This window comes from Sphingobacterium sp. UBA7625, from assembly GCF_002484085.1.
In the GTDB taxonomy this organism is placed as follows: Bacteria; Bacteroidota; Bacteroidia; order Sphingobacteriales; family Sphingobacteriaceae; genus Sphingobacterium; species Sphingobacterium athyrii.
The window spans coordinates 108,165-133,813 of the sequence record NZ_DLJD01000003.1 but is presented as its reverse complement, the minus strand read 5'-3'; the positions used below and the strand labels follow the sequence as shown (position 1 = coordinate 133,813).

The window sequence follows — 25,649 nt, the reverse complement described above, 5'->3', positions numbered from 1 at the left end:
TAGCACCAACGTAACATGAGACTTGGAAAATATAACAGAAAAACATTCGCCCTTTGGGCAATAGCTATCCTATCGACAGGAGCGGGATTAAGTTCATGCAAGGACTTTCTCCAAGAGGAGATGGTCTCCACGATAACTCAGGATTATTTTGAATCCGAAAAGGGACTGGACGAACTTGTCGTCGCCAATTACAACATCCTACGGTGGAAATATGGATTTATGGAAGGTCCCTTCCTTTTTGAAACGGGCAATGATATCACTGAACCACTGGATAATGCCTGGGCTACCTTCAGTCCCGCAGTATGGTCGCCATCAGGAGCTGCCGGTGAATATGCCAACAACCTGATCGGGTATTTTCAGACCCAGCTACTGGGTGCTTATCCGATTATTAATGATTGCAACAAAGCTATCGAAATCATCATCGAACGTGCTCCCGGCAAATATGCAAGTGATGCAGCTTATGCCAATCAAAAGCTTGCTGAGGTCTATTTTCTACGGGCCTATGCTTATTATTTATTGGTCACACAATTGGGGGATGTCCCTTTTCCACTGAAAAGCAACAACAGCCTACCGGCTAATTTTTACCTGCCTAAAACAAATTCGGCGACCATCTATGCCAAATTAATTGCTGATCTACGCTTTGCGGAGCAGTATTTACCTGCGGCCGGACAGACACAGCGCGGCCGGATTACCCGCAACGCGGCCCTGCATTTCCTGGCCAAGCTTTATCTGCAGCGCCATCAGGCAGCAGCCTTTAAATCATACCGCAATGCAGACGGGACGATAGATCCCACAAGTCCCAATGCGTACCAAGGACTATTGTACAAGGGCGAGGGAACGGCAGATTTGGATTCCGCCATTTATTATTCCACACAGGTAATCAACTCCGGGATCAGCCTCGCCTCAAATTATTGGGACCTTTTTGCCATTGAGAAAGGCAATTGGAGCAACGAAACGAATTCCGAAATTATTCTGCAGGCCTCCTATGGTAATAATTTGGAGAATGGTCGCTACGGCATGCGTACCAACGCCGCCTTTACCGCCGATTACCGCAACTCGGCCTGGAATATCCCAAGCTGGACCTGGTCTTACGGCCTGCTAAAAGGTCAGGGATTTCTGCCTTCGGACTGGGGCTATGATGTATTTACCGATAAAGTGAACGATTCCCGTTTTGAAAAATCCTTCCAGCTTGAATATGAAAGTGCCGCCTTCGATAATGCTTCCCAGTCGGACGGTCCCGGCCTAGCTTATACGGATGCAAAAAATGCTTCCCTGGCCTGGCAAACAAATGAAGCCGATTTCTTTAACAGCAATATCAAGCCTAACTATAAACGTCCCTCATGGAATGGCCGGAATGCCGTGGCCGGACAGCGGAAAATTGGGAAGGCTGACCTGGGACTTGTTTTCCTGGAGAACACCAAGGAAACGGCCATTGATCTCACTGAGGCCCTCGCACAGCCTTATGTGCTCTATCCGCGGTGGATCAAGGACAATGGAAAATATTATTACAGAAAGACCGGTGCAGACCGCTACAGTGGGAATGCTGGACTGCTCCTGAACCGAAAGGTACGCCCTTCGTCACGTAAGTTTATCGATCCAAATCGCAGTACCGTCGACAACCATTTCGGCACACGTGACGTGGCCATCTTCCGGCTTGCCGAAACCTACTTGATCCGGGCAGAAGCCTATGGCCGGAAAGGAGACTATGCAAAAGCTATCGTCGACATCAATATCTTACGCAACCGCGCCGCCTATAAAGCTGGCGAAAATCGCGCCGAGGTCTTGGCCCGCTTATACCCTGGTGCCGAATCATTGCGCACCGAAGAACGCTCCTACCCCTATCCTTCGGCGTCAGCCACATTCGATAAAATTAGAGTCGATGCTTCCTATTGGGATGGTAGTTCGGCCAAAGCCAAGGCTGAGCAGTATCCGCCCGAGGCAAATTCCGAGTTGAAACGTTTTGTGCATTTTATCTACAATGAATATTCCCGGGAGTTCAATACAGAGCAGGTCGTATACGAGGGGATACACCATGCAGGTATACAGCTGGAGCGGATGTTGCATCACGCACAACTGGCCTCTGGCCGTACTGGCAGCTGGTCCAGATCTGATAATCCATCTGGAGTGAATGGGCAGGATGGAAATGGCAAGGGAACCTTTTCAGCAACGCATACGTTCAAACCCTTTCCGCAATCTTTTATCAGCATGCTAACAGACAAGGATGGCGTACTACTTGATGAAACAGCCCGCCGATCCTATCAAAATCCCGGATATTAGCCCTTAAAAAATGAGTTAAATAGTATCTTTCGTTTACCAGCGCATGTGCCGTCCGATTGGTGGCCGGTCAGCGATAACTCCAATCAATCACAATGAAAAAATATTATTACCTATTGCTTTGCTTCCTGAATGCTGCGCTATGTTTGCGAGGGCAATCGCAACACAAACGACCAGTAGATTCAGCCCCAAAAAAATATAATGTACTGTTTCTGATTTCAGATGACCTGCGAACAGATATGGGCATATATGGACATCCTTTGGCACAGACACCCAACTTAGATCGCCTAGCAGCGAAGGGCGTATGGTTTAAAAATGCGTATTGTCAATATCCATTATGCAATCCCTCCAGGTCATCCCTGTTAACAGGAAAACGCCCGACAACAAGTGGCCTTTACGGAAATAGAGAATGGTTTAACGCGTCATTCCCGGATTGGATCAGCCTCCCTAAATATTTTAAGCAAAACGGATACACCACGATCCGAAGTGGTAAGGTCTTCCATGGCGGCATAGATGACACCGAGGCCTGGGATATCGGAGGAGAAAAGCGCCAATACGGCACCGTGATCAATGGCGCTCCCCCGGCTGCAGTGGATTCCCAATCTTATTGGCAAGAATACAGCAATTCACCACCCCGTATTGACCCCTATGCCGCATCGACACCATCAGACAAATGGGCAGCCTTAACGGGTGAAGAGGCCAGGCAAATAGGTGATACGAAAGTGGCGGACCGGGCCATCCAATATTTAGAAAACCATAAGCAGACCGAGCAGCCCTTCTTTTTGGCCTGCGGTTTTTCAAAACCGCATACCCCGTTTGTCGCTCCAAAGGAATTCTTTGATCTATATGACCTCGACAGTATCGCCCTACCGCCTGATTTTTCATCGATGCCCGGTATACCCGTGGGATTTCCTGCCGGGTCCATTCGCCGGAGAAATGCTGATTTCTTTGTCAATCGGACCGCATCGCCGCAGGAAGCCAAAGAATACATTAGAGCTTATCTTGCCTGCATCAGCTATATGGACTGGAATGTGGGTCGGGTGTTAAAGAAGCTGGAGGAATCCGGATTAAAGGAAAACACCATTGTGGTCTTTTGGAGTGATCATGGCTATCAACTGGGTGAAAAAGGAAAGTGGTCCAAAGCCGGATCATTGTGGGAACAGGGTACCCGTGTACCCTTTATCATCTACGATCCACGTGCTGAAGGCAACGGGCAGCCTTCGCCACGTGTCGTGGAACTGCTGGATATTTACCCAACCTTAGTCGACCTCTGTGGACTACCTGGCTACGAGGGCCTCGAGGGGAAAAGCTTAAAACCATTACTTTACCAACCGGATCAAACTTGGGAAAGGCCAGCATATACCGTTTGGAGCGAAAACGGAAAAGGTGTGACGGGAATTACCGTTCGTACGGAAAAATGGCGGTATGCAGAATTTTTCGGACATGGTGCCGGAAAATCACTCACAAATGCCCTTACCGATCCCCATCAAATGATTAATCTCGCAAACGATCAACACTATGCAGACATTGTCGACTATTTCCACCGCCTGGTTATGCAGCAGGTAAACGGAAAGGTAGAGCTACCTCCTACGGACAAATAACATATTTTTTATAGAATAACAAAGGGTATTTCATGCGATAGGAATACCCTTTGTTATTAAAGCCAAGCCTTTTGCTACTTCTCTGGGCCTTTAAGTCGCCAGCTTCGGAGTAACCCAGACCCAGGCATACGCATGCGCTAAGCGCACGGCAACACCGTGTGCTTAGCTCATGTAACTGCGCGATACCTCAGCTAACTGAGACACCGCTATTCCACCGGATAAACCCTTGAAATTGAACTGATTTTTTTCTTTTTGCCTATTCTTTCACTGTTGCGGATAATTGCCTGATTTATCCAGTTCACTTTCTGCATGTCAAACTTTTCCACCCGGCGATCATAAGTCACCAACCCATTGATTTCATGCTCCACATCTGAAGTCTGTGTAAAGATCGCACAGCTTAAACCGCTGTACAGCATACGCTGTTCGATCTCATTGAGCAGGTAAACGTAGGTATCCGAGAGTATCTCTTTATTGATCAGGATCTCGTAAGCGTTATTTGCCACAGGCCACATGTGGTCGCGCACAAAAAGCCCTTTTCCGCCGAATTCGCCCAACGATGCAGCCCGGTTTTCATCCGGCTGCGGGAACGCTTTATCTTCCATCTTTCCATAGTGATGCTTATCCACGAAGTCGCCATTACCGGGGTCACCTTGCGCAGGCCGGTATCCCGGTGCGTAATTATAGCCCGAATTGCCATTGACTAAGCGCGTAGGATCATATTCTTTTGTCCATTTGGTTATATCTGCCACTTCAAATGCGCCCCAGTTTTCATTGAAAGGCACCCAAGTGACGATCGAGGGAACACTTGACAGCTGATCCATCATTTGCTTCAGTTCGGTCCTAAACTGTTTACGTACCGCTACTGAATCCGTATCGTCCGGATACCAAAGGTTGGGCATATCCTGCCAGACCATCAGCCCAAGCCGGTCACAGTGATAGTACCAGCGCATGGGCTCCACTTTGATATGTTTACGGATGACGTTAAATCCAGCCTTTTTCGCCAGTTCAATATCGTAAAGCAAAGCCGCTTCGCTCGGCGCCGTAAAAATGCCATCAGGCCAATACCCTTGATCAAGCACGCCGATCTGAAATTGAAATTTACCATTTAACAAGGTTCTATTGATGCCGTCCACCTTGCCAATACCGATTGAGCGCATCGCGAAGTACGAGTCTACCTGATCCACCGTACGCCCCTCTTTATCTTTAAGTTCCACTTTCAGCTGATATAGAAATGGATCTTCGGGACTCCATAGGTGCGGATTGCTTATATTGAGGTAAAATGCTTTGTGATCCGTTCCCGTCGCTGTCGCCACCTGCTTTTTATCCGCATGTGCGGTGGCAACCACGGTGAGGTCTTTGCCTTCAGTGAGCGCCGTGAGCTGCAAGCGGTTATTTTTCAGCTCAGGAATCAGTTTCAGCTGAGTGATGTGTTTTTGCTGTACAGGTTCTATCCAGACTGTTTGCCAGATGCCCGAGCTAAAGGTATAATCACCTTTATCGCCATTCTTTCCCGATGCTGTTTTACCATCATTCGCATCGTAGGCTCCCACGACAAGGCTATTGTCCCCCGCCTTTAGAAAATCCGAAATATCGAGGCTAAAAGCATGGTATCCACCTACATGATCACCTACCTTCTTACCGTTCACAAAGATCGCCGCATACTGGTCCACCGCACCGAAATGCAATAATATACGTCTGCCCTTCCATGCTGATGGAATGTTGAGACCACGTCTGTACCACAGAAATTTCTCTCCGCTCCGGGCAATTCCGGATAGTTCCGACTCAGGAGCAAAAGGCACACGGATTGATTCGGTTTTTGCCGGAAACAGCGGTGGCGCTCCAGCCTGACGCGGATCCAACAGCGCACTGCCGCCCATATAATCCCATCGTCCATTGAGATTCTGCCATTCGCCACGCTGCAATTGTGGGCGAGGATATTCCGGCAGCGGTGTTTCGGCTTTCAATGCCTCGGCCGTCCAGGGCGTGGGTAGTGTAAAATCATCAAGGGACTGCGCTTTTGCCACTTCGAGTGTCAAATAAGCTATGATCAGGATCATCAGTCGACATTTCATTCCGTTCATCATTTCAATTTAGGTATAAGCAAGATTAGTTGATAACCCAAATATAAGAAAACAAGGGACTAAATCGAATTATTAGGTCAATTAACGCCCTAATTGGCCAAGACCAAAGGCCAAAGCCCCGGAACTAGGTGCGTTTACAGCCATTTATCGATCAGCCGATTTATCACACTACATAACAGCAGAATTCCGATCCAGACGAGGTATACCAGCCCAATGGAATAACCATATTGCGTTAAAGGGCCTGCCGACGTATAAGACCTTGAAGTAATCAGCATTGCTGCTGGATCTTTTCCGGTTAGCCAAAGTAAAACCATTGCCAAGAAATGAATTAAAAATGTACTGAACAGATAGATAAACAAGGGCCTTCTACCCAACGCATAAAACAGGAAAATTTTGTCGCCCCGGCAATTTGTCGAGTAGCCCAGGAAAAGAAATACAGCAGCCAACGTGAGCGAAAGGTAGGCCAAGGAAGCCGGATATTTTGTCAGATTTAGAAAAGATAGCACTGATTTCACTGGATCCGCATACGTATTCCACCCGACAGGATCGCCATATGCATTCGTGAAACGAACGATAAAAAACAAAGCAAGACTTGCATAACCCATAATAAGCAAGACAGATCTGCGCTTTGTCGGGTCTGCCTGGGGTACAAATAGCTTCCCCATACCATAGCCCAGCATCAGCACGCCCAACCAGGGAATAAGCGTATAATTTACGATAAATAAACGATCCGGAAGGGGAATAAATTTCTGCTGATGCAGCAGGTACCAGCAGATTGATCCGAAGGAATTCCCTTCGAACTGGATTCCATCCAGCAAATGATGCCCTGATAGCATCAGCAGGCTGATAACGAACAGCGACTTAGACCCCAGATACTGCAATGCGGCCATACAAAAAAAACAGAGGCCGAGCAGGCCGAGAATAAACAGACCGATGGTCCGATAGTAGGGATCAAAGGTGTACAGAAAATTATTGACCACAAGTTCCAAAGCCAACAGTAGCACAGCCGTATAACACAAGGCTTTTGTTAATCTTGCCGATCCATAGCGCTGACCGTACTGATAAATTTCTACCCCCAACAGCAATAAAATGGTGGGTGCGAAAAAATGAGAAAGGAAACGTGTTAGAAACAGCAAGATGCTGGTCTCCCCGATCGCTGTCGGGTTCTCGTTCCAGTAATAAAAAAACATCCGGGTATGATCCAGCATTGCGAAGGCGAGCACAATCCCCAGTAAAAGATTGCGTGGATCCTGTTTTGGATAGGAAAGTCTAATCCACATAAGCTACTGATAGTAAAGTATAGCAATCCATAAATCGCTTGTCTGAAGCTTATCATTTGGTTTCCGGGAACAGGCTGTTCCCAGAAACCAAAGAAATTTAAAACTTATAGGCTACACTGGCCATAAAATTGAATGGCTTTTGCGGACGGGCATAGTAGCCGTCGCTGACCCAGTATTTTTTATCCAAAATATTATTCGCCTTTACGCGGACACTATATTTTGGGCGGTTATAGAAAACTGTTGCATCCAATAGATTATAAGCACCTAAAGTAAAGGTATTAGCGGCATCCAGAAAAGCTTTGGAAATGTAGGAATTACCGACACCAAGGCCAAGACCTTTGGCCCTACCATCGGTCAAGGCATAACTTGCCCAGATGTTCAACACATGCTCTGGCGTACCCAATGCCCTTTTACCTGCTGCCGCACCATTGACAAATTCATTGTCGTTGTACCCATAGCTGGCCACATAATTAAAGCCTGTGAATGGCTTACCGATTAGTTCGACTTCAAATCCTTTGCTTTTTTGTTTTCCATCCTGTATTCTGCTTGTCCCATCAACACGGATGCTATTGGTGACATCAATATTGTAGTAACTGGCTGTTGCATTGAATACATCAGACAATTCGACTTTAACCCCACCTTCGAGCTGGTTGGCCCGCTGAGGTTTAAATACCTGGACAACATTGTCTACCGGGTTGATGTAATTAGGTACATTTTTAAAACCATTCATGTAATTGGCAAACAAGGAAACCTTGTCTTTCAGCACTTCATAGACCATTCCAAATTTAGGAGATAGTGCCGTTTGGTTATAATTACCCGACTGTTTCCGGCTCAGCGTATTCGTCGTCCCTTCACTGATAAAACGGTCCACCCTTAGGCTAGCCATGGCCGATAAACGGTCGGTCACATTAAATACGTCTGATACATAAGCACTATAACTGGCTTCCTTGGTCACATTCTGGCCCGTATTACGTTTGGCCAGCACGGCATTGACATCTTCGATCCGGATCACCGGTGTGGCGGGAAGGTTATAGAGCTGCGCTGGCGCAAACACTTCGCCACCGTAGCCCAGTCCGTCGTAACGTGTCTTCCTATAATTCGACATATAATCCAGTCCGATGACCATTCGATTCCTAAATTGGCCGATCTTAAAATCACCAATAAAATTTTGCTGGAAATTTTTACGGGCAGATTCTTCATCGGTAAATGTGCGTAGAATCCTATTCACCAAACTATCTGTTTTCCAGATCATATCAAAGATATAGAGGTCATCGTAGCTACCACCACCCCAGGCATATTTGGTCTGCGACTGCCATTGATCCGACAGTTTATAATCGGCCTGAAACAAGATATTGCTGGAAGACTGTCGGCTTACCAGCGAATTATCGTTCAGCGACTGTCGATAATCGAGGTGTAGCTGGTCAAAGCTTGTTTTCCCAAGCTTCGGATCAATCATCCATCCTGCAGGTGTAATTCCTTTTACCGCATAGAAATCAGCATCCAGGGATAGTTTGAGCCGATCATTGACCTGATAAGAAAGGCTTGGTGCGATCAGCATAGTGGCATTATTGCCCTGGTCCTGAAACGTATTTTCTTTCTGCCTTGCGAGGTTCACGCGGAAGAGCAAACCCTCTTCGGCCGCGATCGGCGCATTGATATCGGCCGTCAGCCTATTCATGTCCCAACTTCCCATGCTGTACCCCACCTCGCCGCCAAATGTTTCATAAGGCTTTTTTGTAATGTAATTCACAATCCCACCAAAGGACGTCATTTGTGCACCAAACAGTGTTGAAGTCGGACCTTTAATGGTTTCCACGCGTTCTACCTGCGCCAGGTCAATCCCAGTACGCAAATAAGTCGCCATACCGTTTCTAAAATTTTCACTGGTCTGAAAGCCGCGAGAAAAGAAAGAAGGCATTCCGGCTCCCGTCTTGGATGGCGCCGCTCCTGGCACATTGCGAAACGACTCCTCCAACGTGAGCGCCATCTGCTCCTTGATCAGTTCCTTGTCCACCACACTATATACCTGCGGATTTTCAAGATTTTTGAGCGGCAAGCGCGCCACATAGTCACTTTCCTTTTTGGAGGTAATGGCATATTTCTGGCCAATGATCAGGATCTCATCCAGTGTCTTTCCATCCGCAGATAAGACAAAATCCGCCACGGCAGTTTCCCCTACCGCAACGGATAAGGTCTGCGACTGCTCCGGTAAACCCACAAAGCTCACCGTGACCACATACGTTCCGGGGTTGAGATCGCGAAAGGTATACCGCCCCTCCTTATCGACCCGCGCACTCCTTCCATTCGAAAGTTTAATGGTGCTGTAGGCCGCAGGACTCCCATCACGGGTGGTCACCTGTCCCTGGATAAGGTTATTAGTGTTCTTCTGTGCCACTACATTTCCCGCAAATAGGAAAGCAAGCAAACACAAAAGAAAAGAAAATGATTTACTGTTTTTCAAAGATAGATACATGGTTTTTTGATGTTTTTATTTATTGTTTTTAAATTGAGCAATGGGATTGATGAGTATACCGACATTCGTGCGTCCGTTATAGGGATCTTTTCGGTCGCGCAGCTGCCTATTGTTGCGTAGCTGCATCCGGTTTAAGGCATCTGAATGAAAGGAATCCACAAAGAAATCATACCTTTCGTAAGCCGGTTTAAACTCCGGATGAGCCTCCTGATAAGCCTGTATGCAGGCAGCGACATTTTTCCAGAAGGCTTGCTCCGGATACCCCGCCTGTTCCACCAGGACCGCGGCAACAAAGCGGAAGATCGAATCAAATACCTGGGTAAATATAGGCAGGGTCTTGTTTTCTTCCAGAACCGAAACCTTCAGGCGTTCCGCAACCTCCGGGACTTCCAGATCGCTGTTCAGCAAGGAAACCTCCTCGCCGATATCTTTCATAATTGCCCGCACGGGGACATGGTTTTCCAGCACCAGAATCAGGTTTTCGCCATGCGGCATAAAGACCATATCCCATTTGTAAAAGCAATGCAACAGTGGACTTAGGTAAACCTTAAAATAAGCCCTTAACCATTCGTCAATGGATAATCCCGAAGCCTGAATCAGTGCCGGCAGAAAAGCCTTGCCGTCATCGTCCACATGCAAGAGGGCTGCCATGGTCATTAATTGCTGCCCTTCACGCAGCACACTGGCCGGGCTTTCCCGCCAGAGGCAGGCCAGCATTTTCTTATAAGGGCTATCGATCGACAGTGCCTGTTCAAAATAACTGTGGCTATAGCTGACACTGGCCACTTCCCGCAAGATGCAAAACCCTACATCCTGTAGATAGGCATCCTCCAGCGTGAGCTCGTAAATCCATTGGTTGATCCCCGGATTGGTCCGCATGAAGAAGGGCGACAAGCCCCGCACATACCCCATATTCAGGATAGACAATGCCGTCTTTGCATAGAATCTTGTTGGATTGCTCACATTGTAAAAAGTTCGGATAGACTGCTGCGGCAGGTAATGATCTGTACTATAGCCCAAGCATAGCAAATGACCAGTGGCAATGGCGGGCGAAAAAATATTGGCCAGTTTATTAAACCACTGCCAGGGATGTACCGGAAAATAATAATAGTTTTCCGGTGCAAAGCCCTTCGCTTTAATTTTTTCGGAAAACTGCGCCAACAACTCCGGTCCCAGTTCCTGTTGCATCACTTGATCGTAATCAAGGTCCGCAATGCCGGTAAACTCACCGCCGCTTTTATGGCCTGCAAGCCACAATAAGGGAAAGGGACTGGCGGCCTCCGGTGCATAATACTGATAATCCGCTGCATCAAACCCCACACGTCCATTATTAGCCGCGAAACGCGGGTGCCCCGTCATGGTCCCTTCGATCTCCTGATACGAAGAGCCGACGAGTTCATCCGCCGATTTTTTGCCCTGAAAATAGGTGTAAGTACTTCCGGACAAGGTGCTGCTGATCTCCTCCATATACACGGGCAACATCTCCTGCTCAATCCCCATCTCGCTATTAAATTCGACCACAAAGGCCAAACTGTCCAGCGGCACCGGCTGGCCCGACTGCTGTTTGACGATCGAATCCGGGTCAATGGACCAGTGGTTGAGTGCCAGTATGCTGGCGTCAAAATAATAGATGACCTCCGGTTTGGAAGGCACCGCTAGCTTGTAGCTTCCCCCCTTTGCATGATTGCGGAGGAGCTGGGGCAGAATAATCCCTTCATGGGCAAATTCGGCCAGTATTTTTCGGATATGTCGTCGGTTGATAAGCTGCCAGCTGTCCGCATTTAAATGCGCGACAGCCTGCTTTGGTTGAATCGGATAAGCTATTTTCATAATTTTAGAAATGAGAGTCTGCATCAAATAAGCGTTGTTTTGTATACCGCAAGTGGATTTTTGAGATTTCCGGCAAATTGCTGATGTTTAAATGGATTGGAGCCGTCGATCATCTTTTTATTGTTTTTCAGCTGCAGCCTATTCAGGCAGGTTTTAGGGATTTCGGCCGCAAAAAGATCATATCGGTCAAAGCGCTCCTGCAGTTCTGGAAATTCTTGTTGGTAAGCCAGGATACATTCGGTAACAAGTTCCCAGAATTCCGATTCCGGAAAATCGGCATGCGCCACCAGCACCTGATTTAAAAACCGGAAGAAGCAGTCGAAGGCCTGTGTAAAGATGGACAGAATCTTGAGTTCCTCCGGTACCGGGATGCGGATGCGTTCCACATCAGGCGGTAAGGAAACTTCCGGCGACAGCACCGCCACCTCCTCGCCGATATCCTTCATGATCACCTTGACGGGGACATGGTTTTCCATCACCAGGATCAAGTTTTCACCATGCGGCATAAAGCGCATATCGTGGTAATAGTAACAATGCAGTAGCGGACTCAGGTAGCTGTTCAGGTAATGCCGCAACCAATCGGCGGTGCTTAAACCCGAGGAGCGGATGAGCGCTGGCAAAAATGCCTTTCCATAAACGTCAATATGTAATAATGCCGCCATGGTCATCAGCTGCTGTCCGTCATTCACGACGGTAAACGGGCTTTCACGCCAAAGTGTGGACAGCATCTTTTTATACGGCGTATCGATCTGCATCGCTTCCTCAAAATAAGTATTGGTATACCCCACCGTCGCAAATTCACGCAGCAGGGTGAAGCCCCGGCGCTGCAGATAAGCATCATTGGCTACCAGGTCATACACCCAGGTATTGATGGCCGGTGTTGTCCGCATAAAGTACGGAGATAGCCCGCGCATAAAGCCCATATTGAGGATCGAAAGGGCAGATTTGACATAGGATCGCTGCGGATTGCTGACATTGAACAGTGTCCGTACCGATTGCTGTGGCAGATAAAGGTCATTAGAATAACCGAGACAGACCAATTTTTGGCTGGCGATGTCCGCCGCAAAAATGTGCGACAGCTTGTTGAACCATTGCCAAGGGTGCACCGGAAAAAAGAAATAGTCCTGCGGATCTAAGCCTTCATCGGTCAACATTTTGCCAAATGCAGTCACATGCTCCGCTCCTAATTCCTGGAGGATGGTATGGTCATAGGATACCCCCGCTATACTGGTAAATTCGGTACGGTCACGATGCCCCGCAAGCCATACAAGGGCCAGTGGAGATGCCGCTTCGGGCGCATAATTCTGATAATCCATGGCATCAAAACCGATCCGCGCGCTATTGGCTACAAAACAGGGGTGCCCGGCAGACATGGCATGTTCGATCACCTGATAATCCGATTTGATCAATTCATCCACGCTCATTCGATTCTGATCACGCATATAAGCGTAAGTAAACAGGACGCTGATGATCTCCTCGAGATAGGTCCCTATATTTTCCTGCTCCAGCCCCAATTGATCGGCAAATTCAACAATAAATGCGACAGCATCCAGATCAGCAGCCTGACCATTGTCGACCTTGCTGATGGAAAACGCATCAATATCCCAATGATCCAGGCTCAATACACGTGCTGAAAACCGGTAATAAACCGGCTTTTCAGTATGTTTTACCTCATAGACATCCCAGCCGCCCTGCTGGGCGATGAGCTGAGGAAGGATAAGCATTTCATGGGAAAATTCACTGAGCATCTTTTGCAAGAGCTGTATATTCACGGATCGCCATACCGCCGGTGAGAGATGTGCTGTGGCAAGATCCGCTTGATAAAGTAAGTTATTCATGTCTGTGGTTGTGGTTTTAGAATTTGGCAATCTTTCCGTAATGGTCTTCGATGATAAAATAAGGGTTGTCAGGATGGGTCATCTCGCGGATCTGCAGGAGGTTGGTTTTGCTCATCATGCGCAGCATCTGCCGTCGTTCACATTTGACCCATTCGCCACCGACCTGCTTCATGCCAGCTTGAAAGGCCGATCGCCCATGCGCACAGAGGTGATTGTTGACAAAGACCAGATCTCCAGATTGGGGAATAAAATCCGTATAGATATAGCCTTTCGCCTCCGCCCAAAAGCGGGAAAGAATCTCCAGTGCCTCCGAACTCTGCCCAGCATCAGCGTTGTACAGCTGTTCGGCAGCATCAAAACGAATAAAAGGCGTCTGTCTGTTTCCATACAGAATACTGGTCATAACATCTGTCTCAGCTGCCTTTTCATCCTTGAAATTGGCGTCTTTCGGGCATTTAAAAATTGGCCTGAACAACTGCTCCATATCTGCGGTAATGGCCGGATGGGAACGGATCGAATACAGGGTAGACTGTACCTGCTCCTCATTGCGCAGGTAAAGAAAACTTAGAAAATCAGCCTGATTAAACAGGAAAGCATCCTCAGTGTGCACAAAAAGATCTGTTTTCGATCCTGATCCTGTCTGTGACATACTCATGGATTCATCCGGAATAATTGGGTGTAGCAAGCCGCCCCCCTTACGCTGTACGTAATATTGTACCGGTTTGGCCGGTACTGCGCCATGGAGCAAAGAGCAGATAAAGCCATACAACAGCAGTTTCTCCGGATCGTAAGCTTTCCAAGACGGCGGCGTCGGTCCCAATTTTTCCTGATCCACTTCGACAAGTCCACGTAAGACAAGGGCCCCATATTGGCTTGCCGAAAAATCAGCCCCAAACTGTGTCAGCAGCTTGGCAATACGTTGGGGCAATAGCTGATAAGCGTATAAATGTAAGGTTTGGATATAAGTCGGATCTTCATAGTGGCCGAATTCATCAGCGAGTTGCCGCGCTACTTTCATCAAGGCCATTTTTTCCTCATACTTAATATCAATTAGCTGTGGCGCGCTGGGCGCTGGAGCGGGCATTAACGGATTTTTGTCCGCTAAATACATTAGGCTGCCCTGGAATTGCATTGGTTGCATAAGTCTTGCTTATTTTTTTGTAAAACATGTAAATTGATTAGCACCACTCCCTTTTCCAACTGTAAAATCTTAAAAGACAATACATTAAAACAAAAAATACTTATCGAGAAATGTCAAAATTTTATTTTTTTCTTGCATTATTCCATTCTCGCCTTATCTTTGTTTCACCTTTATATGTAATCAGTCTAAATAAGAACTATAAAAACAAATGTATTTGCAAAAATTGAAAACAGCAAATTTTTTTTTGAAAATCTTAAATAAAGATTAAAAAAAATATCATTATGAAATCTTCTTATTCACTGAATTCGACCCCAAATCAGCCATCTCAAGAACGTGCAGCAATTGTAACAGCTGTCATCCGGCAGCGCCGCAGTATGTATGCCGACGCTTACGATAAAAAAGAGATTAGTCCGCAACAATTGGAAGAAATTTTGATTAACGCCACCTGGGCTCCAACCCATAAAATGACCGAACCCTGGCGTTTTGTTGTCCTGTCCGCTGAGCAGCGGTCAGACTATGGCCGGTATATGGCCGAATATTATCGGGATCACTACCCAAACCTGTCGTCACAAGAGCGACAGCTCAAATTCGAATACCTGCGTAGCTATCCGCTCCGTGCAGCAGCGATCATTGCCATTATCTTTCAGCCCAGCACGCGGATCGCCCTACCTGAATGGGAAGAGATTGCCGCCATTTCTTCGGCTGTCCAAAATATGGCATTAACCTGTACGGCGATGGGCCTAGGATCCTATTGGGCTTCTGGAGGATCTGCGATTGACTATGTCAGATGCTTTATCCACCAAGATCGGGAGCAATCCTTTGGGCTGTTCTTCATCGGCCATCCCGCTACGGGCAAGGCCCCAGCAAAAAAAAGAAGAACCCCAATCAGCGAAAAAGTCACCGGCTTCACCCCTCATCCATCAACAACAAATCCCCAATAAAAACCCCTTACAAAAACTTAAATCATGGACCACAACACAATTCAGTTATCATCCGTCGAAGCTATTGCCACGCAACTGCCTGAACAGTCTTTTTTTGCAGACATCTTTAGCCAGCATAGCAGTGCAAGCTACAATGAGGCCATAAACCAAGCAAAAGAGCTCGTTATCAATTTTTTAAACCGACAGAAAAAGCCCTTCAGTGGTATCACCCCGGCCCAGCTGAACCTGCTCTTTGAACAGGTAGACCTCAATACCCCCCTGGCCTCCTATCAGGACCTTTTTCAGGAAGTCGATCAACTGTATGTACAGCATGCGACCGCATTTCATTTACCCCATTACATTGCCCATCTCAACTGCCCCGTTGTCATTCCGGCATTAGCAGCAGAAGTACTGGTCAGCGCCATCAATTCATCGCAGGACACCTATGACCAGAGCGCAGGCGGTACCTTGATGGAACGTCGCCTGATCGACTGGACTGCACAACAGATCGGTTACGCCCCCGAGGCCGATGGGATATTCACGGCAGGTGGCTCCCAAAGCAACCTGATGGGGCTGCTTCTTGCCCGTGATCATTTTGCGCTCAACCGCTATGGGCACAACATCAAGCAGGATGGCAACCCACTTGCGGCACACCGTTTCCGTATTTTCGTATCCGAAAAATCCCATTTTAGCAATCAGAAAAATGCAGCATTGATGGGATTGGGTGAGCAGAGTATTGTTTCGGTAGCGACCGATAGCCGGTTTCGGATGCGCATCGACGCCCTGGAAGCGGCCATTGAAGCAGAAATCGCCCTTGGCAATATTCCCATTGCCATTGTCGGTACCGCCGGCACCACCGATTTTGGGAATATTGACCCCCTGAGCGACATTGCCGATCTCGCCGCCCAATATGGCCTTTGGATGCATGTCGATGCAGCCTACGGATGTGGTCTGCTGCTGACCGATAACCACCGCTACCTGCTCAATGGCGTCGAACGCTCCCATTCGGTGACCATCGACTACCACAAGTCTTTCTTTCAGCCGATCAGTGGCAGCGCCTTTATTGTGCGCGACAAAACATTGCTGCAGATCATCAAGCATCATGCAGATTACCTCAATCCCGAGGATCAGGATTACGAAGAGTATCCCGCCCAGATCAACAAATCGATTACGCAGAGTACCCGTCGTTTTGATGCCCTTAAACTCTGGTTCACCCTTCGGCTGATGGGACGCAACAAGCTTGGTGAATACATCGAAACCCTGATCAGCCGCTGTAAAGAAGCGGCTGAGATCGTCAGGTTTGATCCCGACCTGGAGCTGCTGAGCGATTCGGATATCAGCATCCTGCTGTTCCGCTACGCCCCCGAAAGCCTGCCCGAGGAACACCGCTGTGCCGTCAACCAGCAAATCAAAAAACAACTGTTTCACAGTGGGCAGGTTCTGCTTGCCAGCACCAAGGTCAATGGCAAGTTTTACCTCAAATTCACCATTTTCAACCCGCTACTGACAACGGCGGACCTGCACGATATCTTTCACAAAATCAAAGCAACAGGACAGCAGCATGGACAGCAATCAAATTAAATTCGAGGGACTGCTCAATGCTTACTGTCGGCAGTATTCCAATTGGACCCGTTATCGGGGAATTCCGCGATACGATACTAAACTGGCCCATTACCTGGCGAAATCGAAGACAGAAATGCATATACGGATCGATTTTCCAGAAACATCCACCGAGGTTTATATTCCCCTGGTCTATGATTCGGCCCTGGGCCAGCATCAGTTTCAGTTTCCGGCTTTTGAGCGCCAACTTGTCACTAAAACCATCACTGCATTGACCCTGGCCCGCTTTTGTACCCTCGCGGGTGTAGCGGCAGGCGCTGAACAAGCAGCAGCAGTAATCCCCCAGCCCCGCGCTGATACCCCTGCGATTGCCGCTTTGACCTCATCCCACCTGCCTGAGGAGCAGTTAGCCCCTGCACTCCGGTATATCGAGCAATACAGCGCAAGCCGACGGCTCCACCGCCGGGACGCCGTGTTGCACTGGTTTCACCAATACCTCCGGATTTTGAGCTACAGGCAGCTGGACGCCGTCCTTACGGTCGATGAAAATGGATTTCCGGCAGCAATCGAGGGGAAGGAAATATCCGGCGACGATCCCACGGCCAGATCCCAATGGATTGAGCTCGTCCTTATTGGTCATCTGTTCCCGTTGATCGGTCTGATCGGTCGGCATGGCTTACAGGATGAGGAAGCCCTGATCACATTGACTTATCAGTATTATCAGCGGCGATCCCGCAAGCAGCAAGATGAACGAGCCGCCTTTCTTATTGCCGCGCGTCATTTTAACATCCGCGACCGCTTCGCCAAGGATTCCGCAACGGTCAGCTGCAGCATTCCCAATCCACTCCAGGAGGTCTATTGGGATGCCGCGCTATTAAGACCACAGGGACTTGCGCCGGTATTTTCCAAAACTTACGCCAAGGAGCAGGTGACGGTCAGCATTCGGCCCTTTGATCTGGACCGCGATCTGGAGATGGTACACCGCTGGTTTCACCGGGATCATGCCAAAGCCATCTGGCAGATGAACTGGGATCTCCCCCGGCTGGAGCAATTTTACCGCAGTCTGCTTGCCGACAAAGCCGGTCATGCTTACATCGGCGAGATCAACGGCATTCCGACCTTCAATATGGAGGTCTATTGGGCTACCCGCGATGTCGTCGGCAACTATTTCGATGTGCTGCCAACAGATTATGGCACCCATCTTTTTATCGCCCCCACAGACAAGGAGAAAAAGTTCCCCTCGCTGACCATGCAGAGCATCCTGAGCTGGCTGTTCGCCCAGCCCAAAGTAGGCCGCCTGGTCGGCGAAGGCGCCATCGAATCCATGGCCGCCCTGATGAATAAAATTCATGTCGGGTTTAAGTTGCAGGGTGTTATTGAGATGCCCCATAAAAAGGCACATCTCAATTTCTGCTACCGGGAGTGGTACTGGGAGAAATTTCCGGCCAACAAACCCCAGGAACCGGAGCCCGAACTCACACAAACCTATTCGGAAGCGACTGAAATCTATTAAGGAAATAACTTACAAAAAGACAAAAAATGGATAACAACACAAATGATACCTATGATTTTATTGGCATTGGCATCGGTCCTTTCAATCTGGGACTCGCGGCATTGACACACCCCATAGCAGACTGTAAAGCCATCTTCTTTGATCGCACCGAGCAGTTTAACTGGCATCTGGGCCTGATGCTCGACGATGCCACCTTACAGGTCCCCTTTATGGCCGACCTGGTGACCATGGCCGACCCCAGCAGTCCCTATTCCTTCCTCAACTACCTGAAACAGAGCGGGCGGATCTACAAGTTTTATATCCGCGAGAACTTTTTTATTTTGCGTCGCGAGTACAACAGCTACTGTAAATGGGTTGCCGACCAGCTGGAGCAGTGCAAATTCGGCCACGAGGTATTGGATATCGTTTATCTTGATCCGAACTACCAAGTCACGGTGCTGAATAAAAGTACGCAGGAGATCAGCCACTATATCACCCGAAAAATCGTATTGGGAACAGGCACATCCCCCTTTTTGCCAGGTTTCATCAAGAACCGTGATCTGGCCAACGTGATCCATACCGCAGCTTAGNNTACCTCTATCGCAAGGAGGAGCTGTTGCAGCAGCGTTCCGTCACCATTGTCGGTTCGGGACAGAGTGCTGCCGAAATAGTCCGCGACCTTCTGCCCCATACCCGCGATGGTCTACAGCTCAACTGGGTGACACGTTCGGACCGCTTCTTCCCCTTGGAAAATCATGCCCGGCTTACCCTGGAAATGACCTCGCCGGAGTACGTGGACTATTTCTATTCACTGAACGACCAAAAGCGCGATCAACTGCTGAAAGAACAAAGCATCCTCTATAAGGGGATCAATTACGATCTGATCAATGAGATTTTCAACACACTTTATACCATGGAAACTGCCGATGGGCAAGTGAATGTGAAACTGATTGCCAACAGCGAACTGCAGGATCTGCAGACCGCTGCCGACGGCAGCTATCAGCTCCATTTTGTACAGAAAGAACAAGAAGACAGCTATGTTATCCCAACCGATTTTGTGATTATGGCTACCGGTTACAAATACCAAGAACCCGCTTTTCTGCGCAATATACAGGAGCGCATTGCACGCACATCCAAGGGTACCTTTCAGGTGGCACGCAATTATGCCATTGACAAGCATCAGCAGGAAATTTTTGTGCAGAATGCCGAGCTCCAGACACATGGTATTGCCACACCCGACCTCGGTATGGGTGCCTACCGCAACTCCTATATCCTTCGGGAAATCCTCGGGCGCAGCGTCTATCCCGTGGAGCAGGCCATTGCCTTTCAGTCCTTCGGAACGACAGCCTTGTCAGCAGCAGCGCTGAAAAAAGACGACAGTAGCGCCGTATTTGCAGATCCACAGATTGAAAAAGCTTAATCCGATCAGGTATGCTACTCAAAATTAAAGCCTTTGTGCAGCTGTTCTGGATTGCCCTGCAGGGAACAGAGCAAAACTTCACGCGGGGAAACGTCAACCGGGCAGCCTTCCTGCTGGCCATTCCGACGATGCTGGAGCTCAGCCTGGAGTCCCTTTTTGTCATTGTCGACCTGCTCTTTGTCAGCAGCCTGGGGGAAAAGGCCATTACCATCGTGGGCATCAATAATTCGGTGCTGATCTTGATGCAGTCCGTCGCAACGGGGCTGGGTATTGCTGCCACGGCGATGATCTCGCGCCGTATCGGGCAGCAAAAACCGAAAGAAGCCGGCCTTATCGCCATGCAGATCCTCTATACGGGACTCTTTATCGGTCTATGCTGCAGCCTGACGGCCTACTTTTTCAGCAGCGAGATTGTGCGCTTTTCTGGCGCGAACGAGCAGTTGATCGCCTACGGCTCACGCTACACCCAGGTGATGTTTGCCGGCGCATTTTTGATGATCTTACGGATTATTTTAAACGGTATCTTCCGTGGATCCGGCGATGCTGCCCGCGCCATGCGGGCACTGTTGATCGCCAATGCGCTGAACCTGATCCTCTGTGCCACCTTGATTTATGGATTGGGGCCGTTTCCGGCTTTAGGAATTCTGGGTGCTGGGATAGCCATGGTAAGTGCCAACTTTATTGTAGTGCTCTATCAGCTCTGGCACCTGCTCTTTGTCAACCGGCGGCTGCGCATTGGCAGACAGCAGCTGCTGCTGGTCCCCGCACAGATCAAGCGTATCCTGAAATTAGCTTCCGCGGGCACCCTGCAGTACCTAATCCCCTCCTCCAGCCGTTTTCTGATGATTATGATTGTCGCCAAACTCGGTGAGAGCACCTTGGCCGGCTACATACTGGCCAACCGCATCATTATGTTTACGGTATTGCCTGCCTGGGGCATCGCCAATGCTGCAGGCGTACTCACCGGACAGAACCTGGGGGCTTCCCAGCCCGAGCGGGCGGAGGAATCCGTGTGGAAGACGGGCAAAGCCAACCTCTGTTACCTCGGTCTCATGGCTGTACTCCTACTTTTTTACGGCGAGTCCCTGGCGGCTATTTTCACCAAAGACCTCCTGATCCTGCAGACCACGGCTACCTACCTGAAATATATGGCCATTGCCTATTTTTTCTTTGGGTATACCATGGTGATTTCACGTTCGCTGAATGCCTCAGGAGCAGTCAACACCGTATCCCTATTAAATATCCTGATGTTTTACGTTGTCCAGTTGCCCCTGGCCTATCTCCTGGCGATCAGCCTGAACTGGCAGTCGACCGGCATTTTCGTCGCCATTACCCTGTCGGAGATCGTGCTGGCGACCGCCTGTGTGCTGGTTTTCAAAAAGGGAAACTGGAAGAAAATTAAAATTTAAAAAAGAAATGAACAATACCGAAAAATTACATCAAGCCTTCGCACAGGGCTTATCCATTCCTGTGAACGCCATTCATACCGATCTAGCCTATCAAGGGATTACCGCATGGGATTCCATGTCGCATCTTTTTCTGATTGCCGCGCTGGAAGAAGCCTTCCAGATCCAGATTGAAACCGAAGATATCCTGGAGATGTCCAGTTACCAGCGTATCACGGCAGTACTAAAAAAATACGACGTCACCATCTAAACTCTGTATTGACATGACAAACACTCCGCACAGCAATTTGTACCAACTGATGAGCGACAACAAGTCCCTCCGATACCTGGATATCCATGGCGATTCTTACAGCCTCAGTGACCTAGCGACTTCACTCGCGCTGCCCTGCGCCCGGGGACTCGCCTTTTTATACCTTGACAACTCAATTGAATCCGTCAGCCTACTGCTCCATTTCTTTCGGGAAAACTGGGCCATTGCACTTTTGCCGCCCAATATGGCCCTTCCTTTCAAAGAGCGGCTTGAGCTGCGCTACCAGCCCAATCTGATCTACGACCCACAGCGTGGCAGTCTAAAAGGATATACCAAAGCACTTTGGCAGCACAAAGCCGGACTTTTTTATGCCGACCGGCAGCTGGAACAGCAATTGCATCCCAGTTTAAAGCTACTGCTCAGCACATCCGGAACAACGGGCTCACCCAAGTTTGTGAAGCTCTCCGAGCACAATATCATCGCCAATGCCCTTTCCATTCTGGATTATTTACCCATAAGACCCACGGATGTAACCCCCTTAAATCTTCCGCTGTTTTATTCCTACGGATTGTCGGTCTTTACAAGCAACTCCATCGGCGGTGGCAAACTCGTCTGTACCAATAGCGAGGTCATGCAAAAAGAATTCTGGCGGGAAATGGACCGTTTCGGCTACACGAGCCTTGCCGGTGTCCCCTATGTCTATGAGCTACTCGCCCGGCTCGGCTTTCTGAAGAAAGACTATCCACATTTGCGTTACCTGACCCAGGCCGGAGGCAAACTCAACAAGGAATTACTGGCCCAATTTGCCCAATATGCACAGGAGAAGCAGCTTGACTTCTTTGTGATGTACGGACAGACCGAAGCGACGGCCCGTATGTCCTATCTTCCTCCCGGGCAGTTGCTAGATAAACTCGGTGCGATAGGCAAACCCATTAAAAATGGTCAGTTTACAATTGATCCGGAGAGTTCCGAACTCCATTATACGGGTCCTAATGTCTTTGGGGGCTACGCCGAGGGGCCGGCAGATCTTCCCCATTTTGATCCGCCCAAGTCCTTAGCCACCGGCGACCTGGCCCGTCAGGATCAAGACGGTTGCTATTATATTACCGGAAGGCTCAAGCGGATTGTCAAACTGTTTGGTATCCGGATCAATCTGGATGAAGTAGAACAATTGCTGACGGCCCAGTTTCCCGGCAAAGAACTGGTCTGTATAGGCAATTCGGATAAATATATCAGTATCTGTTATGTAGACCCAAACGTTCAGCAGGAAACGATCAAAGAATTGCTGTTTAAGCGGGTGCATATCCTGCCCCAGGTAATCCGTTTTCAGCAAGTGCCCACGATATTACGGACCAGCAATGGAAAAATAGATTACCATGCCATGACAATGCTGATCAGCAAACCCAGCGTGCTGGTACAATGATTGTCAGTCGAGCACGCTATTGATAGCGTCTGGCATTCAGAAGGAAAGCGCACTACGGTATGCGCTTTCTTTTATAAATACCCTTCACGGCCTTTTTCGCCATTTGTTATTCCATCGTCCGATCAATCGGCTTGTTGCAAAGCTGACGAGGGTACCCAACGCCGCTGTCAGTACCGTTTGCAGCACATTCCCCAGTAAAAAATACTTTATCAGCAAAACTGTTGTGGCCAGCTTGATGATTGGATTAGTGGCCTATCAGCTTTGTTCCAAAAAGAAAAAATAAGGGATAAACTAATTATACCAAATTCATGCTGGCTTTTTTAATAAAACAACAGCATAAATCTTGCGTATCTTAAGGTCATAACCCAAAGAACTTTGGAATGAAGATGAAATTTTCGCAAAAGATTCATACTTATTTTATTAAAAAGTTATATTTGTGTTATTAATTGATGAAGTTCGGCAAAAAAGACAGGGTCTAGCTTCTGTTATTCACCTTAGAAAAACGTACCTAAATACAACATGCAGGACAACGATTACGCCATACTATCTGATGGAATCTTGGTTGATCTGATTCGCCAGGATGACGAGAAAGCTTTCTCAGTCATCTACCAGCGATATAGTATGCCTTTGTACGTCCATGCCAACAGATTTATCCGTGATCGCGAGGAGACAAAAGATATCCTACAAAAAGTCTTTGTCAAGATCTGGTCGATACGCAACAAGTTGCCAACAGACATCAAGCTTTCCTCCTATCTTTATCAAATCGTTAAAAATGAACTGATCAACTATATTTCACATAGCAAAGTCGTTGATAAATATCTGGAAAGTATGTCCTCTTATGCATCAACCTACATATCAGACACCGATCATGTCATCCGCGAGAAACAATTGCAGGACATCATCGAGCGAGAGATCCAAAATCTACCTGAAAAAATGCGTGAAATATTTCAGTTGAGCCGCAAGCAGTATCTAAGCCACAAAGAGATTGCCGAAAAACTTGGAATCAGTGAAAAAACAGTAAAGAATCAAATATCAAATGCACTCAATTTGTTGCGCCACAAGTTACCCTTACTTCTGTTTATCCTTGCTTTTTTTCCGGACCGACCCTAGTGGTCCAAGTTTTTTTAAAAAAAATCATTTTGATCTGGGACCTGTGGCCGAGTTAACTGTTATACTCCAAAACAACAACACAACAACACGTGAAAGAACCGTTAAAAGTAGATCGCGATTTACTAAAAAGATATACATCAGATCAATGTTCGAACCGAGAGAAAGCCTTTGTGGATGATTGGTATATCAGCTATGTAAACCAGCTGCCTGATTTTGAGCTGACAGCCGAAGAACTACAAGCGGATCTTTCGAATGTATGGAACAGCATTGATGCCGAAATCCACGTACCGCAACCATCCAGATCTCACTGGAAAAAATGGTTTGCAACGGCAGCATCAATTTGTGTTATTGGCTTTTCTTCCTATTATTTCCTTATACACAATTCCTCCACTGCCCCCAAGGGCATTAGTATCAGGATACAGGCTTCAGAAGTTGAAACAGGTTCATCTTCTAAACTAAAGATCCTCCCGATCCCAGCGGCAATCAGCGGAGCCATGTTGATTTTATCGAACGGCGAGCAAATAGCATTGGATAAAAACGGTGGATCATACAGTCGCAAAGATCACGACATCCTTATCGATTGGAGCGATAACAATCAGCTTGTTTACCAAGCCGACGACTCAAAAAGTAACAGTCAGGCTGTATGCAGCAATACACTTGTGGTACCAAAGGGCAATACCTACAAAATTCGGCTTGCGGACGGTACGCAGGTAACGCTCAATGCGGATAGTAAATTGACTTTTCCGGTGCAGTTTACAGGTACAAAACGCGAAGTAACGCTGGATGGTGAAGCTTACTTTGAGGTCAGCAAACGGCAGATCAGCGCCGGCAGTAAAATAATCAAGCAGGAATTTATCGTCCACGCCGGAAAGAACGCCATTCAGGTATTAGGCACAAAATTCAATGTAAAAGCTTATCGTGAAGACAAACAGCAAAGTTTTACCTTGGAAGAGGGGGCCATTGCCTTAAATAATCCTGCCAATCCTGCTCCTATCCTATTAAAACCTGGTCAAAAAATCATACAGACAGGCGACGAATTTACGCTACTGGAAGTTGATCTTTCCAAGGATCTCTCCTGGAAAAATGGCGATTTCTACTTCGATTCGGCGACCGTACAAGAAATCATGGCCCAAATATCACGATGGTACAATATCGAAGTGGAATACCTCGGTCCCATTAACAATCAACGATATATAAGCAGCATATCTCGCAAAAAAACATTACAGGAAGTCCTTGAAATATTAGAGACCACCACAGGTATCAAATTTGATATCCGGATAAAAGGCAAAGAAAGGAGGTTGATGGTAATACCCTAACGAAAGAAAAAACAGGATTTCAAAAAAAATCTAGAGGCGTTGCACCGCCCCTAGAACTGATTTTTGAATTCACGCCTAGCATTTATTACGAAAATTATGAACTGCATGACATGTCTCCTTGTCTGGAGGGACATCCATGTCCAAAAATCAACAAACAAATGTATCAATATTTTTTTGCTAATGAAAAGTATCAGGTAAATCAACCGACCCAAAGACCGCCTATCTTTTCCAACT

17 protein-coding genes and 1 pseudogene are annotated in these 25,649 nt (G+C 47.8%); 12 read left to right on the top strand and 6 right to left on the bottom strand.

Annotated elements, in window-relative coordinates; all coding sequences use genetic code 11:
- Positions 1–15 precede the first annotated feature (15 nt).
- Positions 16–2,277, top strand: a complete 2,262-nt coding sequence (locus tag B4G94_RS00675) for a RagB/SusD family nutrient uptake outer membrane protein (RefSeq protein WP_286856537.1) — start codon at positions 16–18, stop codon at positions 2,275–2,277.
- Positions 2,278–2,369: 92 nt separating this feature from the next.
- Positions 2,370–3,875, top strand: coding sequence for a sulfatase (locus B4G94_RS00670; RefSeq protein ID WP_286856536.1), 1,506 nt, complete (start codon positions 2,370–2,372; stop codon positions 3,873–3,875).
- 206 nt (positions 3,876–4,081) lie between these two features.
- On the opposite strand, the gene B4G94_RS00665 is transcribed toward B4G94_RS00670, so the two are convergent.
- From B4G94_RS00665 to B4G94_RS00640, 6 genes are all read right to left on the bottom strand, one after another.
- The gene (locus B4G94_RS00665) at positions 4,082–5,959 is read right to left on the bottom strand and encodes a glycoside hydrolase family 2 protein (protein WP_286856535.1); all 1,878 of its coding nucleotides are present in this window, start codon (positions 5,957–5,959) and stop codon (positions 4,082–4,084) included.
- Positions 5,960–6,090: 131 nt separating this feature from the next.
- Complete coding sequence (locus B4G94_RS00660) at positions 6,091–7,236, bottom strand: heparan-alpha-glucosaminide N-acetyltransferase domain-containing protein (RefSeq protein WP_286856534.1); 1,146 nt, start codon at positions 7,234–7,236, stop codon at positions 6,091–6,093.
- Between the two features lie 97 nt (positions 7,237–7,333).
- Positions 7,334–9,709: a TonB-dependent receptor gene (locus tag B4G94_RS00655; RefSeq protein ID WP_286856533.1), complete on the bottom strand. Its 2,376-nt coding sequence runs from the start codon at positions 9,707–9,709 to the stop codon at positions 7,334–7,336.
- A 15-nt stretch (positions 9,710–9,724) separates the two neighbouring features.
- Positions 9,725–11,539, bottom strand: coding sequence for an IucA/IucC family protein (locus B4G94_RS00650; RefSeq protein WP_286856532.1), 1,815 nt, complete (start codon positions 11,537–11,539; stop codon positions 9,725–9,727).
- A gap of 23 nt (positions 11,540–11,562) precedes the next feature.
- Positions 11,563–13,377: an IucA/IucC family protein gene (locus tag B4G94_RS00645; RefSeq protein WP_286856531.1), complete on the bottom strand. Its 1,815-nt coding sequence runs from the start codon at positions 13,375–13,377 to the stop codon at positions 11,563–11,565.
- A 16-nt stretch (positions 13,378–13,393) separates the two neighbouring features.
- Positions 13,394–14,518: a TauD/TfdA family dioxygenase gene (locus B4G94_RS00640; protein ID WP_286856530.1), complete on the bottom strand. Its 1,125-nt coding sequence runs from the start codon at positions 14,516–14,518 to the stop codon at positions 13,394–13,396.
- Positions 14,519–14,799: 281 nt separating this feature from the next.
- On the opposite strand from B4G94_RS00640, the gene B4G94_RS00635 reads away from it, so the two are divergent.
- From B4G94_RS00635 to B4G94_RS00590, 10 genes and pseudogenes are all read left to right on the top strand, one after another.
- Positions 14,800–15,459 (top strand): nitroreductase family protein, encoded by a 660-nt coding sequence (locus B4G94_RS00635; protein WP_286856529.1) that lies wholly within the window; start codon positions 14,800–14,802, stop codon positions 15,457–15,459.
- Between the two features lie 24 nt (positions 15,460–15,483).
- Positions 15,484–17,019 carry a pyridoxal phosphate-dependent decarboxylase family protein gene (locus tag B4G94_RS00630; protein ID WP_286856528.1) on the top strand — a complete coding sequence of 512 codons (1,536 nt, stop codon included), beginning with the start codon at positions 15,484–15,486 and terminating at the stop codon, positions 17,017–17,019.
- A complete protein-coding gene (locus B4G94_RS00625; RefSeq protein ID WP_286856527.1) occupies positions 17,000–18,511 on the top strand; it encodes a GNAT family N-acetyltransferase in 1,512 nt (503 codons plus the stop codon). Before B4G94_RS00630 ends, B4G94_RS00625 begins: the two co-directional genes overlap by 20 nt.
- Positions 18,512–18,537: 26 nt before the next feature.
- Positions 18,538–19,080, top strand: a complete 543-nt coding sequence (locus tag B4G94_RS00620) for a SidA/IucD/PvdA family monooxygenase (protein WP_286856526.1) — start codon at positions 18,538–18,540, stop codon at positions 19,078–19,080.
- 11 nt (positions 19,081–19,091) lie between these two features.
- Positions 19,092–19,910, top strand: a pseudogene (locus tag B4G94_RS00615) (SidA/IucD/PvdA family monooxygenase); the annotation flags it as partial.
- A gap of 11 nt (positions 19,911–19,921) precedes the next feature.
- A complete protein-coding gene (locus B4G94_RS00610) occupies positions 19,922–21,319 on the top strand; it encodes an MATE family efflux transporter (protein WP_286856524.1) in 1,398 nt (465 codons plus the stop codon).
- Between the two features lie 7 nt (positions 21,320–21,326).
- Positions 21,327–21,566 carry an acyl carrier protein gene (locus B4G94_RS00605; protein ID WP_286856523.1) on the top strand — a complete coding sequence of 80 codons (240 nt, stop codon included), beginning with the start codon at positions 21,327–21,329 and terminating at the stop codon, positions 21,564–21,566.
- 13 nt (positions 21,567–21,579) lie between these two features.
- Entirely contained in the window at positions 21,580–22,989 is a 1,410-nt protein-coding gene (locus B4G94_RS00600; RefSeq protein ID WP_286856522.1) for an AMP-binding protein, read from the top strand.
- A gap of 519 nt (positions 22,990–23,508) precedes the next feature.
- The gene (locus B4G94_RS00595; RefSeq protein ID WP_286856521.1) at positions 23,509–24,099 is read left to right on the top strand and encodes an RNA polymerase sigma-70 factor; all 591 of its coding nucleotides are present in this window, start codon (positions 23,509–23,511) and stop codon (positions 24,097–24,099) included.
- 89 nt (positions 24,100–24,188) lie between these two features.
- Positions 24,189–25,415, top strand: coding sequence for a FecR family protein (locus B4G94_RS00590; RefSeq protein ID WP_286856520.1), 1,227 nt, complete (start codon positions 24,189–24,191; stop codon positions 25,413–25,415).
- The last annotated feature ends 234 nt before the right edge of the window (positions 25,416–25,649 follow it).